Annotated in this window: 12 protein-coding genes; 4 read left to right on the top strand and 8 right to left on the bottom strand. The window is 59.8% G+C overall.

Translation table 11 applies throughout. From position 1 onward, the window contains the following. Nucleotides 1–57: 57 nt before the first annotated feature. Nucleotides 58–705, top strand: coding sequence for a DUF2147 domain-containing protein (locus ACZ5IL_RS09725; protein ID WP_464596545.1), 648 nt, complete (start codon nucleotides 58–60; stop codon nucleotides 703–705). Here ACZ5IL_RS09725 and hpnN read toward each other — a convergent pair. Next, complete coding sequence (gene hpnN, locus ACZ5IL_RS09720; RefSeq protein ID WP_464596543.1) at nucleotides 673–3,261, bottom strand: hopanoid transporter HpnN; 2,589 nt, start codon at nucleotides 3,259–3,261, stop codon at nucleotides 673–675. The two genes, ACZ5IL_RS09725 and hpnN, sit on opposite strands and share 33 nt — an antisense overlap. 469 nt (nucleotides 3,262–3,730) lie before the next feature. Here hpnN and ispH point away from each other — a divergent pair, with 469 nt between their 5' ends. Beyond that, entirely contained in the window at nucleotides 3,731–4,657 is a 927-nt protein-coding gene (gene ispH, locus ACZ5IL_RS09715) for a 4-hydroxy-3-methylbut-2-enyl diphosphate reductase (protein ID WP_464596883.1), read from the top strand. 45 nt (nucleotides 4,658–4,702) lie between these two features. Next, the gene (gene hpnH, locus ACZ5IL_RS09710) at nucleotides 4,703–5,872 is read left to right on the top strand and encodes an adenosyl-hopene transferase HpnH (protein WP_464596541.1); all 1,170 of its coding nucleotides are present in this window, start codon (nucleotides 4,703–4,705) and stop codon (nucleotides 5,870–5,872) included. A gap of 158 nt (nucleotides 5,873–6,030) precedes the next feature. Here the strand turns inward: hpnH and ACZ5IL_RS09705 are convergent, their stop codons facing one another. From ACZ5IL_RS09705 to ACZ5IL_RS09680, 6 genes are all read right to left on the bottom strand, one after another. Next, nucleotides 6,031–6,918 carry a phosphorylase gene (locus ACZ5IL_RS09705; RefSeq protein ID WP_464596539.1) on the bottom strand — a complete coding sequence of 296 codons (888 nt, stop codon included), beginning with the start codon at nucleotides 6,916–6,918 and terminating at the stop codon, nucleotides 6,031–6,033. After that, nucleotides 6,915–8,879 (bottom strand): squalene--hopene cyclase, encoded by a 1,965-nt coding sequence (shc, locus tag ACZ5IL_RS09700; protein WP_464596537.1) that lies wholly within the window; start codon nucleotides 8,877–8,879, stop codon nucleotides 6,915–6,917. Before shc ends, ACZ5IL_RS09705 begins: the two co-directional genes overlap by 4 nt. Nucleotides 8,880–8,892: 13 nt before the next feature. After that, nucleotides 8,893–10,146: a hydroxysqualene dehydroxylase HpnE gene (hpnE, locus tag ACZ5IL_RS09695; RefSeq protein WP_464596535.1), complete on the bottom strand. Its 1,254-nt coding sequence runs from the start codon at nucleotides 10,144–10,146 to the stop codon at nucleotides 8,893–8,895. Continuing rightward, nucleotides 10,146–10,979, bottom strand: coding sequence for a presqualene diphosphate synthase HpnD (gene hpnD, locus ACZ5IL_RS09690; protein WP_464596533.1), 834 nt, complete (start codon nucleotides 10,977–10,979; stop codon nucleotides 10,146–10,148). The genes hpnE and hpnD overlap by 1 nt, the downstream gene beginning before the upstream one ends. Beyond that, nucleotides 10,976–11,854: a squalene synthase HpnC gene (gene hpnC / locus ACZ5IL_RS09685; RefSeq protein WP_464596531.1), complete on the bottom strand. Its 879-nt coding sequence runs from the start codon at nucleotides 11,852–11,854 to the stop codon at nucleotides 10,976–10,978. The genes hpnD and hpnC overlap by 4 nt, the downstream gene beginning before the upstream one ends. A 183-nt stretch (nucleotides 11,855–12,037) precedes the next feature. Beyond that, the gene (locus tag ACZ5IL_RS09680) at nucleotides 12,038–12,337 is read right to left on the bottom strand and encodes a hypothetical protein (protein ID WP_464596529.1); all 300 of its coding nucleotides are present in this window, start codon (nucleotides 12,335–12,337) and stop codon (nucleotides 12,038–12,040) included. Between the two features lie 544 nt (nucleotides 12,338–12,881). Between ACZ5IL_RS09680 and ACZ5IL_RS09675 the strand changes: the two genes are divergently transcribed. Beyond that, entirely contained in the window at nucleotides 12,882–13,382 is a 501-nt protein-coding gene (locus ACZ5IL_RS09675; protein WP_464596527.1) for a hypothetical protein, read from the top strand. A 43-nt stretch (nucleotides 13,383–13,425) separates the two neighbouring features. Here ACZ5IL_RS09675 and ACZ5IL_RS09670 read toward each other — a convergent pair whose 3' ends face one another. Next, nucleotides 13,426–15,792: an efflux RND transporter permease subunit gene (locus ACZ5IL_RS09670; protein WP_464596525.1), complete on the bottom strand. Its 2,367-nt coding sequence runs from the start codon at nucleotides 15,790–15,792 to the stop codon at nucleotides 13,426–13,428. Nucleotides 15,793–15,974 lie beyond the last annotated feature (182 nt).

Raw genomic sequence — 15,974 nt, 5'->3', positions numbered from 1 at the left:
GGTATTTGACTTTGTCACTGATCCCCAGCCCTTCTACTTAAGCACAGGCTTGAAAACATGTTGCAGCGCCCAGGACATACCATGCGCATTTTAGATTATTGCAGAACTTCCGCTATTTCCTCCCTTGTCGCAACCGCTCTGGTGACAGCGGGATTAGGGTCCGCTATCGCGGGTGATCCCACCGGGGATTGGCTGGTTGCCGACGGGGTCGCCAAAGTCCGGGTGGCCGAATGCAAGGGCAGCATGTGGGGTGCGATCTCCTGGGAAAAAGAGCCGGGCGTCGACAGCAATAATGCCGACCACGCCAAGCAAGCCCGGCCCACGCTCGGCATGCCATTGCTGTTTGATATGAAGAAAAAAGCGAACGAAGATCTTTGGGAGGGGCAGGTCTACGACGCGAAAACCACCGGCCGGCTTCAAACGGCCAGCATCCGTCTACTGGACCCTGATAAACTCGAGATCAAAGGTTGCATGCTCGGCATCCTATGCGGCGGCGAAACCTGGACCCGCGCCGCCCCCCCGATTCCAAGCAGCCCATCCAACGGTCCTGCCAGCACCGCGCCGAAGGCGGGCATGGCCAAGACCGCTCCGTCGAAGTCTGCGCACAAGACCATCGGTCAAAAGTCCGCTACCAGTGCCACCCCGCCGACCGATCCTGTCGGCGATATCTGTCTACTTCCCGAGATCGCGGGGACGGCCCATTAACGCGGGCTGAAACAAGAGCACCGCGGCAAGGGTGGTGATGAGCGACAGCGCCAACAGCTTACCCATGCTTGCCGTGCCCGGATGACTCGACAACCACAGGCTACCGAAAGCGGTCGCGGTTGTCAGAGCGCTGAAGAAGATCGCCCGCGTGAGGCTTGATTGCAGCAGGTTCGTTCTGCCGGATCGCCAGGCCGTGACATAATAAATCTTGAACGCCACGCCGACGCCGAGCAGCAACGGCAACGCGACAATGTTGGCGAAGTTGAGAGGAAGCCCGATCATCACGCAGATCTCGAGCGTCACCGCTCCCGCCACCAGCAGCGGCACCAGCGTCAGCAGCACATCGGTAATTCGGCGCAGTGCCAGCCAAAGCAGGAGGCTGATGGAGATCAAAGCCCAGAGTCCCGCCTCGATAAACGCCTTAACGATGGTGTCGCCGGACTTGAGAATCGATACCGGCCCGCCGATGGCGTTGGGCGCAGCCGCGAGCACAGCGCTGGCAAATTTTCGCAGCGTCTCGTTGTGGTCCGGATCTCCGCGCGGCAACACTTCGACGCGCGTAATGCCGTCTTCGCTCTTCCAGAGCTTCACGAAATCCGGTGGCAAGGATTCAAGGGTGACAGGTTCGGCCTTCAGTAAATTTCGAAGCTGTTCGAACATGATCTTGAGCGGTTCGACGAAGGTGGCTTGCGCTTTTTCACGCATGGCTTCGTTCGAATCGGCCAGCCGGGTAAGATCGTCAGCCAGCCGCTTTGCGGCCGCGGCACCCGGTCCCTGATGAGTGCCGGCCGCTTTCCGCAGACTATCGGCGGTGCTCTTCAGCGCATCGACATTCTCCTCGTCGGAGGGTGGCGGATCAATCGAATCCGGATTGAGCGCTGGACCAAGAATTTTAGCGCCTCGCGCAATCAGCTTGAGTTTCTCAGGCTGGTCAGCCGGGACAAAGCTATCGAGCGACCGGGTGCGTGCAACTTCAGGCACTTCAGCGAGCCGGGCCTCGACCCGCTGAGCTTCTTGCTCGGACTTGACCATCACGTTGATGGCGTTCGCACCGGTATCGGGATCTCTCCGCAAATCCAGATATGTGGCGATCGATTCGACCTTTGAGCTCCTTAGGTGGATCGGATTGAAATCGAATCGCAGGAAGTAAAGCGCAGGCGCTCCGAGAATGACCACTGCAATAGTGCCGCCGACGATCGCCACGCGATAGTCTTCGAGAAAACGGTCGAGCGGGGCCAAAAACGCGTAGCCGACCGGCTCTTTCTCACCCGGCGGGTTCAGAAGACGCAGCAACGCCGGAAGAACGGTGATGCTTGTGAGAAACGCGATCAACATACCTACGCCGGCGATTCTGCCGAGTTCCGACACACCCTTGTAATCCGTCGGCAAAAACGACAGGAAGCCCGCCGCAGTCGCCATCGCCGCCAGCGACAGAGGGACCGAGGAACGCTTCGCCGCCACCACTAACGCTTTTTCCAAATCATCGGTCTTGAACCGCTCGGAACGGTAGCGGACGCTATACTGAATGCCGAAATCAACGCCGAGGCCGATAAACAGCACGGCAAAGGCGATCGACAACAGATTGAGCGATGTCACCATCATGAGGCCGACCGCCGTCGTGACCGTGAGTCCGACGAACAGCGTCGCAAACACCGCGAAGATGATTTTCGGCGAGCGCAACGCCAGCCAAAGGATTACCAGCACGATCACCACCGTCCCCACGCCATTGACGATGGCGCCCTCCTGCACGGTAGCGAATTCTTCGTTGGCGATCGGCACCGGCCCGGTCAGTCGGACGCGCGCACCAAACTTGCCGGCAATATCCAGATCGAAGGCGGCTCTGCGGATCGCATCGGTGGCATCCTTGCCCGGCTCGAGCGCATTGAAATCGAGGTACGGCTTGATCTGGATTAGCGAACGAAGATCGGATTTCGACAGCGGCTTGTCGCTTGCAAGCTGACGCCAGGAGAAGCTGCCGCTTCCCTTGGTCAGAACGTCCTCAACGCTCTGGGCAATCAGCGAGAAAGGCCGCGCCGTGCTGTCCAGCTCGAACTGACCCCGCTTCAACCCGACCAGCGCCGTTTCGAGCGCGGCGGTCAGCCCGCGCAAGCTCGGATCGCCGGCCATAATTTCGACCAGGGGCGCGGCCTCGCCAAACTGGCCCGTGAGCTGCTTGACCTCCTCAGTGGGAAGGAACAACAGGCCGTTCCGCTCGAAAAACGGCCCTCCGCCGAGTAGCTGAACCGATTCGAAATTGCGGTGGTCGTTCTTGAGCCTCGCGGCCAGCATGGCACCGGCAGTGCTGGCAAATTCCGCCGTGGGAGCCTCCACGACCGCAAGGATCAGTCTTTCCTGGTCGAACGCCTTTTCGAAAGCGATGTCGCGTTTCCGCCAATCCAGATCAGGCGAGATTAACTTATTGATATCAGTATTTATTTCGAAATTTTTCGCCGAATAGAAGACCGCACCGGCGGCCAGCACGATCGCAACCAACGCAGTAACCCAAGCAAACCGTGTGCAAGTCTTAACGATCGAAACAACAATACCTGTCAGCACATTCTTTCTTTCTGCTACCGTGTACGTATACGCACATGAACGGACCCGGCCCGGTTCTTCTGCCTGATCTAACGACTTTTGTATGGTATTTCAGAGAATAAGGTGCGCAACACCTGCGGTGGGTTCTAGTTCGGGAGATTTGCCGACGATTCAAGCGCTTTGATATCGTTGTCTCCGCGGACGGCAAGTGACGAATCAGTGAGGGCCATTTGGGCGGGTTAGCCCATATCATAATACCGAAAATACCAGTTCCGGATCAATCCGCCGACTAAAAAGCCTGCGTCATTGCAACGTTTTGTTCTGACGCAAAGGCCATATATATCATAGCGTTGAAATCCAGAGAGCGCGACCCGCAGATTATATACCTGTGACATTTCTTGAAGGCACGTGGGATTATTTAGAAGAACGTTCAGTTCTATGTGGAGTTACAGCATAATGCATAAGGTGCAAATTGACTGATCCTCGTCCAATTGAAATTCTGCTGGCACAGCCGCGTGGATTCTGCGCAGGCGTCGTCCGCGCGATCGAGATCGTCGAGCGCGCGCTGGAGAAGTACGGACCCCCAGTGTATGTCCGCCATGAGATCGTTCACAATAAGTACGTTGTGGAAAGCCTGAAAGATAAAGGGGCAATTTTCGTCGAGGATCTGTCGGAGGTTCCGCCGAAGGCCGTTACCGTGTTCAGCGCTCACGGCGTTGCGCCGAGCGTGGAAGAAGAAGCTTTTGCTCGCGGCCTGCCCGTGCTCAACGCCACCTGCCCGCTGGTCACCAAGGTTCACAACCAGGGCAAACGCTACACGTCCAAGGGGCGAACCCTGATCTTAATTGGCCACGCTGGCCATCCTGAGGTTGAGGGAACTATGGGACAGGTTCCAGGCCCCGTCCTGCTTGTTCAAGATGTGGATGACGTCGCGGCCCTGACGCTGCCTTCCGATACGCCGGTGGCCTATATTACCCAGACGACGCTCAGCGTTGACGACACCAAGGACATCATTCTCGCCCTCCAGCAGCGTTTCACCGATATTCAGGGTCCCGACACACGCGATATCTGCTATGCAACACAGAATCGGCAATCTGCGGTAAGGGACCTCAGCAAGCTGGTGGACGTTATTCTAGTGGTCGGCGCAGCCAACAGTTCAAATTCGAACCGGCTGCGCGAAATCGGCACCGAAGTCGGCGTTGCAAGTTACCTCATCGCTGATGGCAGCGAACTCAACGCGGAGTGGTTGAAAGGGGCGAAAGCCGTGGGCATTACGGCCGGCGCCTCGGCTCCGGAGGTTCTTGTCGACGACGTTATTGAGGCATTGAAGCGCATCGGGCCGATAGCCGTCTCGGTACTGCCGGGACGGGAAGAAAACATCGAATTCCGGCTCCCGTCTGAACTCACCTCAGCTTGATCCCCTTCAAAATTTTAGCTGGTAACTCCAGAGAGAAGACTTGTGATGGCAATACCGTTTTTTAAAGAACTGAAGATCGGCGGATATCTGATCAAGCAGAAGATGCTGGGCCGCAAGCGCTATCCGCTTGTACTGATGCTCGAGCCGCTGTTCCGCTGCAATCTCGCCTGCTCCGGATGTGGCAAGATCGACTATCCCGACGCGATCCTCAACCGTCGTATGAGCGCTCAAGAGTGCTGGGACGCGGCCGAGGAATGCGGCGCACCGATGGTTGCCATTCCGGGCGGCGAGCCGTTGATCCACAAGGAGATCGGCGAGATCGTGCGCGGCCTTGTTGCGCGCAAGAAGTTCGTCTCGCTCTGCACCAACGCGCTGCTGCTGGAGAAGAAGCTCGATCTGTTCGAACCCTCGCCGTATCTGTTCTTCTCGGTGCATCTCGATGGCCTAAAGGAGCACCATGACAAATCCGTGTGCCAGGAGGGTGTGTTCGATCGCGCCGTCTCCGCGATCAAGGCTGCGAAGGCGAAAGGCTTTACCGTCAACGTCAACGCCACGATTTTCGACAACTATCCAGCCGAAGAGATCGCAAAGTTCCTCGACTTCACGGCTGAGCTTGGCGTCGGAGTCTCGATGTCGCCGGGTTACGCCTATGAGCGCGCTCCCGATCAGGAGCACTTCCTAAACCGCACCAAGACCAAGACGCTGTTCCGCGACGTGTTCGCGCGCGGCAAGGGCAAGAAGTGGAACTTCATGCACTCTGGCCTGTTCCTCGACTTTTTGGCCGGCAATCAGGAGTACCATTGCACGCCGTGGGGGATGCCAGCGCGCAATATCTTCGGCTGGCAGAAACCCTGCTACCTCCTCGGCGAGGGCTACACCAAGACCTTCAAGGAATTGATGGAGACCACCGACTGGGACAGCTACGGCACCGGCAAGTACGAAAAGTGCGCCAACTGCATGGCGCATTGCGGTTACGAGCCGACCGCGGCTACCGCGGCGCTGAACAATCCGCTCAAGACCATGTGGGTAGCACTGCGCGGCGTCCGGACGACGGGCCCGATGGCGCCCGAAATCGACCTCAGCAAGCAGCGTCCGGCACAGTACATTTTTGCCGAGCAGGTTCAAAAGAAGCTGTCAGATATCCGCAAGGACGAAGCTGCCGCCGCCGCTGCAAAAGAAGCTGCAAAGGAGCAAAAGGCTTCTACAGCAGCGTGACGCCATCCAACGATAGCGGCACCGGTTCGCACCATGTAGCCGCTAAAGCATGATCCCGAAAACCGGCAACCGGTTTTCGGTCAAGATCATGCTCAATCGCAAAGAAGTAAGAAAGTCTGATTCAACGACGTTGAAATCCGACTCTCTTGAATCTGACTTTAAAGAGCCGAGCCCGGCTTCAATTCCATCAAAGCTGCACGGGGTTGCGACACATTCGCTCGCAAACCAGAAAAGCCTCGCGCCGGGACAGACTCTCCGGTGCGACCTTTTCGATGACCTGGCCCCCTCGGTCTTGCGACCGACGGCGTTGCCATATAATCCGCCGGAACGAGACTTTCGCCGCCTAACAGAAAATTACGGCACCCGCGCAAGGAGCGGAGTGCCCGATTGAAATCGACTCCGGTAGATACCAATGCGCCCAGGGTGAACGGATTTCGAGCAAGGCCACGGAGCACCTTTTTCAAGTCGATGTTGCCGTTTGGCTTGATGGCGTTGCGGGCGATCGCCGGCAGCGCCCGCGTTGCGGGATCACTGATCACGCGTAGCGCGGCAAAGGGGAGACCCGCCGCGGTAGCATAGGCGGCCGCGATGTGACTTTCCATGTCGACCGCCGAAGCGCCGGTCGTAGCGTGGAGCACTGCCTTGCCGGCCTGCTCCAGGACGACCTGCTCGGCTCCGGCAAGCCCGGCGCGGACCACTTTCTGGCCGCCTAAACCGGAGCCGTTGATCAATTCCTCGCTGAGCGCAAGGCCTGCCCGCCACCGCGAAGTACCGTTCACAACTTCCGTGGCAACCACGACGTCTCCCGATTTCAGAGACGGATCGAGCCCACCGGCGACGCCGAAGCTGATCACGCCGCGTACCGTAGACGGATCGAACCCTTCGAGAAGCGCTCGCAACTGCCGGGGATTGCTGCTGCTGCAAATGACAGTCATGCCGGGGCCCGCGGCGATGCGGGCTTCCTGAACCAGACCGGTCACAATTAATACCGGCCGCGGGTCAAAGGCATTGCCCGCGGATACGTCAATCGCCGCCCCCAAATTCACATCCCGACCCCTACCGCCTTGCTGTTGGTGCTTCTCAAATTCCGATACCGCGCCAGCGCCCAGAGCGGGAAGAATTTTGAGTAACCATGGTACCTCAGATAAAATACCCGTGGGAACCCCGTGGCCGTGTAGCGCTGCTCATCCCACAGGCCTTTTTTTGCTTGTGTGTCTATCAGGTACCCGATTCCCCGGGTCACTGCAGGATTTTCGACCTCGCCCGCAGCCATCAACGCAAGCAACGCCCACGCGGTTTGCGAAGCGGTGGTGGGTGCCCCCTCGAACCCCTTATAATCGAGTCGGTAGCTGACCGCATCCTCGCCCCAGCCGCCGTCCGCGTTCTGGATAGAGACCAGCCAATCCACCGCCTTGCGAATCGCCGGATCCTGGCGATCCACCCCGGCGGAGTTGAGGGCGCAGAGAACCGACCAGGTGCCATAGATGTAGTTCAGGCCCCAGCGGCCGTACCAGGATCCCTCGGCGAGCTGGGTCCGGCGCAGGTACTCAACTCCGGCCGCCAAGGACGGGCTACTTTCAGCAGTCTCGCCGAGTTGCGCCAGCATCGAAACGCATCGCGCGGTGACATCCTCGGTCGGCGGATCGAGCAGCGCCGCATGGTCGGAGAACGGGATGTTGTTGAGATAGTATTCAAGATTGTCGGCATCGAACGCGGCAAAGCCGCCGTCCCGGCTCTGCATCCCCTCGATCCACTCGCGGCCGCGCGCGATCGCCTCGTCATATTTATCGGTCCCCTCGTTACGGCGTACCCGGTCCATCGCCATGACTACGACAGCGGTGTCATCGAGATCGGGATAATGGCCGTTGGCATATTGAAATGCCCAGCCCCCCGGTCGCACGTCCGGGCGCTTCACCGCCCAGTCGCCCTTAAGAACGAGCTCCTGCTTCGGGAGCAGCCAGTCGAGGCTTTTGCCGGCGCTGTTCAGGGCCTCGGGGCCGCCGGATTCGAGCAGCGCGTGGCAACTCAGCGCGGTATCCCAGATCGGCGATACACAGGGCTGGCAATAGGCCTCATCCTTGCCGATCACCAACAGCTTGTCGATGCCGCGTCGCGTCACCGCACGTGGCGGATGCTCCGGTGGAAACCCCAGCGCATCGTACATCATCACCGTATTGACCATCGGCGGAAAGATCGCGCCGAGGCCGTCCTCGCCGTTGAGGCGCTCCTCGACGAACCCAATCGCCTTCTTCATAGCGCGCGCACGCAGCCACTTAGGAAACAGCGGCTCGATCTTTCGCAAGATCCAGTCAAGACCGCTGAACAATGCGAACCAGGCCGGGCTTTGATGCGGAGCTCTCTTCGGCGTGCGGACGGTGGCCGGATCCTGAAGAAAAAGTTCGCGAATGCCGACGCCGCGTGGATTGCGCGCGCGCGGCTTCAGTACGGCCAGAACCATCAGCGGCACCATGGTGGTGCGCGCCCAATAGGAAATCTTATTGAGATGAAACGGCGACCACATCGGCAGCAGCATGATCTCGACCGGCAGGACCGGAACGCTGCGCCATGTCAGAACTTCGAAGAACGAGAGCAGAAAGCGCGTGAAGACGTTCACGTTGGCCGCGCCGCCGCGGGACAGGATCACCTCGCGCGCGCGCGCCATGTGTGGCGCGTCGACGGAGTCGCCGGCCATCTTCAGCGCGAAGTAGGCCTTTACGCTGGCGCTGATGTCGAACGGACCATCATGCACCAGTGGCCAGCCACCATGCGCGCCTTGAATACGGCGGAGGTAAGCCGCGATCTTGGCTTCGAGCACTGTGTCGACCGGCTCGCCGAGGTAGTGTCGCATCAGGATGTATTCGGACGGGATGGTCGCGTCGGCCTCAAGCTCGAACACAAAATGACCGTCCGGCTGCTCAAAGTTCAGCAGTCCGCGGGTAGCGGCGCCGATGCGGTCCCCGAGGACGGCATCATCAATCGGCGCGGCCGTGGCGTTCATGGAACTCATGGCGACTGATGTCTCAGATTGAACGGGCTTTCAGAACGTGATCGGCAGCCCGGTTTCCGGAGCGGACCGATCCCTCGATGGTTGCCGGCAACCCCGTATCAGTCCAGTCGCCGGCAAGGAACAGGTTTTTCCACGCCGTCAGCGCTCCCGGACGCAGGGCTGCCTGTTCGGGCGAGGCCTCGAATGTGGCGCGGCGCTCGCGCACGATCTGCCAGGCCGGCATCTCGGCTTCGATACCCGCGACCACGCAGATGTCCTTCCAGATCGCCCGCGCCAGTTCCTCGCGCGGCATGTCCACCAGCCGGTCGCCGCCGCTGATGGTGATGGAAAAGCGGTCCTGAAACGCGAACAGCCATTCAATCAGGCCATTCACGACGCCGATCATCGGGGGGTGATGTGGCGGTGGAACGAAGCGGAAGTGTGCATTGACGATGGCGCGGAATTTCGTCGGCACCGTCAGGCCGGGCACCAGCGTGGCTGCCGATCGCGGCGGCACCGCCATCACGACGGCATCGTTCGGGTCGAGCGCGATGGTCTGATCGCCCAGCGAGAGCGCCGTAACCCGATCGTTCGCCATGGTGATCTGCCGTACTTCGTGGCCGATATCGACGCTGCCACCCCTGGCACGAATGTAGTCGATCGCCGGCTCGATCAGTACCGAGCTCAGTCCGTCGCGCGCGATCAGCGGGCGGCACGCCTGACCACCCGCCAGCAGCGTTTCGCGAATGATCGTACCGGCGAGACCCGCCGATCCGTCGGGCGGGTCGATGTTCAGCGCCGCAAGCAGGAGCGGCAGCACCAACCGTTTGTAAAGCACGCCTTCGCACTTGATGGCATTGCCGACTCGCGTGCGGGCATTGGCCCAAATCAGCGGCGCGAGGGCAAAATAGTCTGCGAGCGATGTATCCGGCACCCGGCGGTTGCGGTCGAAAACCCAGAACGGAACCCGCCCATCGTTGATCTGCAAGGTCCAGCGTTTATTGGCGGCAATATCGATAAACTGAAATTCGGCCTTCGGCGGCCCCTGCAAGCCAGCTTCGGAACCAATCTTGCGTGCATACGCCAGCACACTGTGGTTGCCGGAAAGCACCAGATGGTTGCCGTTATCGATCGTGAGATTGGTCGCGCCGTCGAAGTAGGAACGGCAACGGCCGCCCACCTGTTGCGCGGCCTCGTACACGCGAACCCGATAGCCGGCATCGGCCAGACGCACACCCGCTGAAAGACCGGAAATGCCACCACCGGCGATATGAACGGTTCTTTGCATCAGATCAACGCGTATCGGAGAACAATGGCGATCTTCGCCGCGGGGCTCACGCGGACAGGTAACCGCGGCGACTGAAAGCCGCGATCCTCCAGCAGATCCAATATGGCGTGATAGTATCTCGACATGATGCGCGGCGCGCGCACGGCGCGGCGCGAGTTGCGATTCATGATTTCGTCCGATTTGGCGAAATGTCCCCGCGCCCGCTTCACCAGCTCGGCACAGACCTGCGGGAGCGCCGGGTTCGAAATCACGGCGGACGGATTGAAGCTGCTGATACCGGCGTGAAGCAAGCCTTCGCGCGGAAGATACAACCGTCCAAGCGCCGCGTCCTCGTCGACGTCACGCAGGATGTTTGTCAACTGCAGTGCACGGCCAAGATGGTGACTAAGCAGAATGCCGTCCTGCTCTGGCAATCCAAACACCCGGACCGATAGCCGCCCGACGGCGCTTGCGACGCGATCACAATACAGATCGAGCGTGGCATCGTCAGGTGCAAGGATATCCGCCAGCACGTCCATTTCCATGCCGTCGATGACGGCGAGAAAATCCTCGCGGCGCAGGCCAAAGCCGCGAACGGAGGCGGTGTAATCGCGCAACCGCTCTGGGGCCTGCCCCCGGTAGAGCGCATCGATGTCGTCACGCCACTGCTGAAGCGCGGCCTGCCGTTCGGGCCGCGGAAGATCCGAATCGGCAATGTCGTCCACGTAACGGCAAAACGTGTAGATCTGGAACATCGCCTCGCGTTGCGTGCGCGGCAGGATACGCATCGCCGCGTAGAACGAGCTGCTAGAGGCAGTCGCTCCCGAACTGGCATCTGTCGTCTCGATTGTCATGCGCCAGCAGCCGGGTTGGACACCGGCCGCCGTCGAACCGAACGGCGGAGCATCTCCGTGGTGATACCGGCGACGCTGTAGCCGAGCAATTGCAGCGGCTTCAGATGAACCGTCTCGCTCAAGGGATCGCGCACCTTCAGCAGCGCGACGATCCTGTCGGCGAACATCTGGATCACGGCGACTTCAAGTCCTAGCCGCATATCCCTGATCTCACCCGCGAGCGGCCGGCCCTGGTTGAGTAATGCTTCGGTTCGTCCGGCGACCGCTTGCAAGCATCGCAGGAGCACCGGCGGGGCTTTGTCGTCCCCGAGCATCTCCACGGAGGCGCCCGATGCAGCAAGCGCATCGCGCGGCAGATATACGCGGTTGAGGTTTCTGTAATCCTTGGCGCAATCCTGAAGATGGTTGTTGATCTGCAGGCCGGCGCACAGCGCGTCCGACGCGACCCAGGTCTCTTCGCTCTCGCCGTGCACGTCGAGCATGAATCGTCCGACTGGCATCGCCGAATAGCGGCAATAGTCGATCACGTCGTCCCAGGTCTCGTAGCGCAGCTTGGTGACGTCCATCCGGAACGCCTTTAGCACGTCGACGGCATGGCGCGGAGGCATCGACCGTTGCGCCAGCGCCTTGCGAAGGTTCACAGCTTCGGGCTGGCTATCTCCCTGCCCCAGAAGCTCACTCTCGAACAGGTCGAGCCAGGCAATCTTGTCCTTTTCACCGAGTTCGGCATGGTCGGCGATGTCATCCGCCGTCCGGACGAAATTGTAGAACGCGAGGATCAGTCCGCGGTGACGCGGGTGAATAACCCACGATGCGACGGGAAAGTTCTCGTCGCGATGGGTCTTTCCGGATCGCAGTTGGTTCGCGGCAGGCATCAGGACCGGTTACGTTGATTGAATCGCAATCGGGCCTCCCGCCGGTTCCGAAACCGACGGGCAGAGAGTCGCCCGCGCTCCATATAGGGGAAACTGCGGGCTAAACCAATGCTATCTTTCGCTTTTTAGCCCCAGGGTCCGGCGCTGCGACAAAAGGGAACGGATAAAGCGAGATGATATGCTTTACTGGCCATGGCTCGCCAGAACCTGGTTACACGGCTTTGAGATTTTCGGGCGATTCTGCTGCAAGCACGCGAGAACCGCGAAATCGCCCTGATCCATCACTGGACGGCAGAAACGGGTGACGTCCCGCGCGCAGGCGCGGTGTTCCGCTTCAGTCCCGCTGTGCGGTTGCCCTTGGACCTGCCCGCCGTACGGTTGTCCTTGGAGCTGCCCGCCATACGGTTGCCCTCGGACCTGCGCCATCGCCACGGTCGAGCCGAATGATAGAAGGAGGGCGAACGAGAATAGAATCTTGGACATCATAATCCTTCACTGCAACGAGGGAGAGTTCGATCCTGCACAACGCGGCGCATACCGGATGACAGGCATTTCAAATCTTGGAGGGCAATCACGCCACAAACCCTTTATCGATACCATATCGAAAGAGTTCGCAAGAGGATACGGACGCGTCGACGCTGCCAACGTCTGTCTGCCGCGGCACACAGCAATCAAGATCAACCTGAGCCATTCCTGAGCACATCCTCATGCAAAAAACGCTGCGAATGCGGCTAAAATTGCGGCAACCGCGGGATACCGCTGCAGCCCAACACCTTATCCCAATAATAATTTCTAACACGCCTGAAATAATCGACTAAAGTACGAACGAAGCTTCAGCTAAGTTCACGTGGCAGGTTTGCCGATGGTCAGTCAAGTGCCATCCGCTCAGTTTAGTGACAGTTCAAATCTGCTCATAGCGGCTACACTGCGGCAACTTCGGCTTTGAAGATTGAACCTCGTGAGACGCGGTGAGACTAAAGATATAGCAGGGAATCATTGCCAAGCACCTTTTGATAGGAAACCGGGCATGAAGCTGTTTTCCATCAAGCTGATTCGGAGATCGGCGAGTGCAGCGGGCCTTGTCGCGGGCCTTGCATTGTCCGCCCCGGCTAGCTTCGGCCAGTCTGCTCCGTTTGCAGGCTTCGGGGGAAACTGGTCTGGAAAAGGCACGGTCACCCTGTCAGACGGATCGAAAGAGAACATTCGTTGCAAAGCGTCTTACGGGGTGGACCGCACAGGCACGACCATGAACCAGAGCCTGCATTGCGCAAGCGACAGCTACAGGTTCGATCTCTCCAGCAACGTTGTCAGCCATGGCAATGAGATTACCGGGCAATGGAGCGAAGCCAGCCGCAATCTGTTCGGCTCCCTGCGCGGCCGCGCGGGAGGCGGCGAGATCGAAGTGTTCGCGCAAGCCGCCGGGTATGCCGCAAACCTGACGATACGCACCCAGGGCAAAAGGCAATCGGTCTGGATCACCTCTAAAGGTGAAATCAGAAACGTTTCCATCACCATGGTACGTGGCTGAGGCCGCAACCTGATAGAATCGTGTCTGGTCGGCCGCCTTAAACTTATCTCGCCGTCTTCACCTGGCTGCCGCGGCGGAAACGCTCAGCAAAGGTAATCAACCACATCGCCGTCGGGCGAAGGATCAGGAAGTCCGCCACAAGAGCGGCGACCATGGCGAAGGCGCTGAGCCACCCGAACAGGCGCAGCGATGGCAGATCCGAAAACACTGTCACGACCAGACCGCAGGCCAACACCACGGTGGTGAGGATCAGCGCCGGTCCCATCAGCACGGTTGCGCGCTCAACCGCCTTACCAGCGCCGATACCCGGCTGGCTCTCCGATCGCAAGCGGTTGAGAAAATGGATTGTTGCGCTAAGCCCTAGGCCGAACGACACCGTGAGAGCCACCACGCTGGCGAATTGCAGCCCCTCCCCGAGTGCCCACAGCACCGTGCCGGACAGCACGACCGGGAAAATCCCGGGCAGAACGCAGGCAAACATCACGACGACCGAACGGAATGCGAGTCCGATGAACACCGCGACCAGGGCAAACTCGATCGTGAGACCGTGGTTGAGTTTCTCGATCATGCTCGCGCTGTTACGGGCGGCGATGGCCGACAGGCCGGTGACGGCTATTTCATAACCGGGATGCGCTGTCCTGACCGCATCCATCGCGTGGTCGAGCTTTTCCACCACCGGCAGTATCTGGCTGGAATCCTTGTCGGGCACGCGGCCTGAGACCACGACTGCCGCCTGGTCTTCAGAGATGAAGCGGCGCACCAGATGTTTTGGAATGACGCTGACATATTCCTTGAGCGTCTCAACGTCATGGCTGCCGGCCTTTTCGGCCAACCACCGCCGCAGCGTTTCGAGCGACCAGACATTGCCGACACCGGCCTGCTCCTCGACCAGCTTGTGAACCTCGGCGATGGTGGCAAGCGTCTGCGGCGAATACAGCGTCTCGCCCTTGGGGAATTCGATCAGGATATCGATCGGGTTGGCGCCGGTAAGTTTTGCGTCGAGACGGCCGCTGGCGGCCACCGCCTGCTGCTTGTCGGGCACCTGATCCGCGAGTCGGTAACGCGGCTCCAGGTTGGCGTAGACCACCGCAAGACCGCCGACCACCAGCAGGGCCAGCAGGCTGAACAAGCCGGGACGCCCCACCATCCGCACCGCGATCCAGGCACAGAATCGGCGCAGCGCCTGCACGCCCCAGTCCGCCGTTTTGAATTTCTCCGCGAAACGCCGCTCGTCACGAACAAGCAAAACTCCGAACACCGGCACCAGCAGCAGCACCGCGAGGAGCGCGATGATCGTCGCCATCAGGCCGGCCTCGCCGAAGCTGCGGATCAAATCCGAGTTGGAAAACTGTAGCGCGAGAAAGGAGATTCCGGCGGTCGCATGGGTCAGGACGCAGGCCGGCCCGACCACGAGGACAGCATTGCGGAAGGCAGAATACTTGTCCTCGCCGGCGATCAAGCGGTCGCGCGCCGCGAACGTCAACTGCATCGAATCGGAAAAACTGATGACCATGATGAGTGGGGTCATCACATTGAGGAACATGTTGAGGCTGAAATTCGCCCAACCCAGCACGCCCAATGACAGCAGGATGGCAAGGAGCGGCGGGAAGGCCGCAACCACCATGAAGGATACTTTGCGGAAAAACACGATCGCGATCAGGCAGCCAGCCAGAATGCCGGCGACATTATAGATAATCCCGTCGCGCTCCACCGCGTTGCGGATTTCGAGCTGCATCACCGGCACGCCGGACAGCTCTTTGGTGAGTCCGGTGCCGGCGAGATCGTCGTCCATAACCTTGCGGATCTGGCCAACGGTCGTTTTCAACTTGCTGTCGCCGACGATCGACGGTTGCAGCGACAGCACGACCAGCGCCAGCGTGCCATCCTCGGACAGCAGCTTGCCGCGAATGATCTCGTTGGACTTCACGGTCTCGATGAAACTGTCGTAATCGGCGCCTTCCGGCAATTCGGATGGAAACAGCGCCGCAGGCAATTTGCCCGGCTCCGGTGCCTGACGCGCCGAGAACAACGAGATCAGGCCGCGCACGCCATCAACCAGTTGCAGATCGGTGACCAGATCCCGCAGCTTTTCGAGGTTGTCCCGCTCGAGCAGCGTCTTGCCCTCGACCACCACCAGCACATCGAACTCGGTCGACGGAAAACGCTTGGTGACTTCCTCGTACTGGCGATACTCTCTGGTATCGGAACGGAACAACTGGCTAAGCGAATCGTCAATTTTGATCCGCTGGATTCCGAACACCGCGCCGACGACCATGGCCAGCAGAACGATGCAGGACAGGATCGGCGCACGCATTGCAAGCAGCCCGATCCGCTCGAATCCGAAAGCGATGCTGAGCGTCCGTTTGGCCGGTTTGGTCAGATCGGCAGCATCGGGATTTCGCTCATGCATGCGCTGTCCGTCCTGTCGTGAAAACCATCGTCTAGCAAATTTCCAGAAAGACTTTGGAGCTGACGGAAACCACGGGCAATCCGCTCGGTCGTGACAGCATGCACCGGTTTTCGGGCGCAACGTTTAGCCGTTTCCCGGATAGACTACAAGCAAGGGCCGATTATGCTCCCATCCACGCCGCT

The sequence above is a fragment of the Nitrobacter sp. CN101 genome (assembly GCF_055390255.1).
This window is presented reverse-complemented; position numbering and strand designations above follow the sequence as displayed.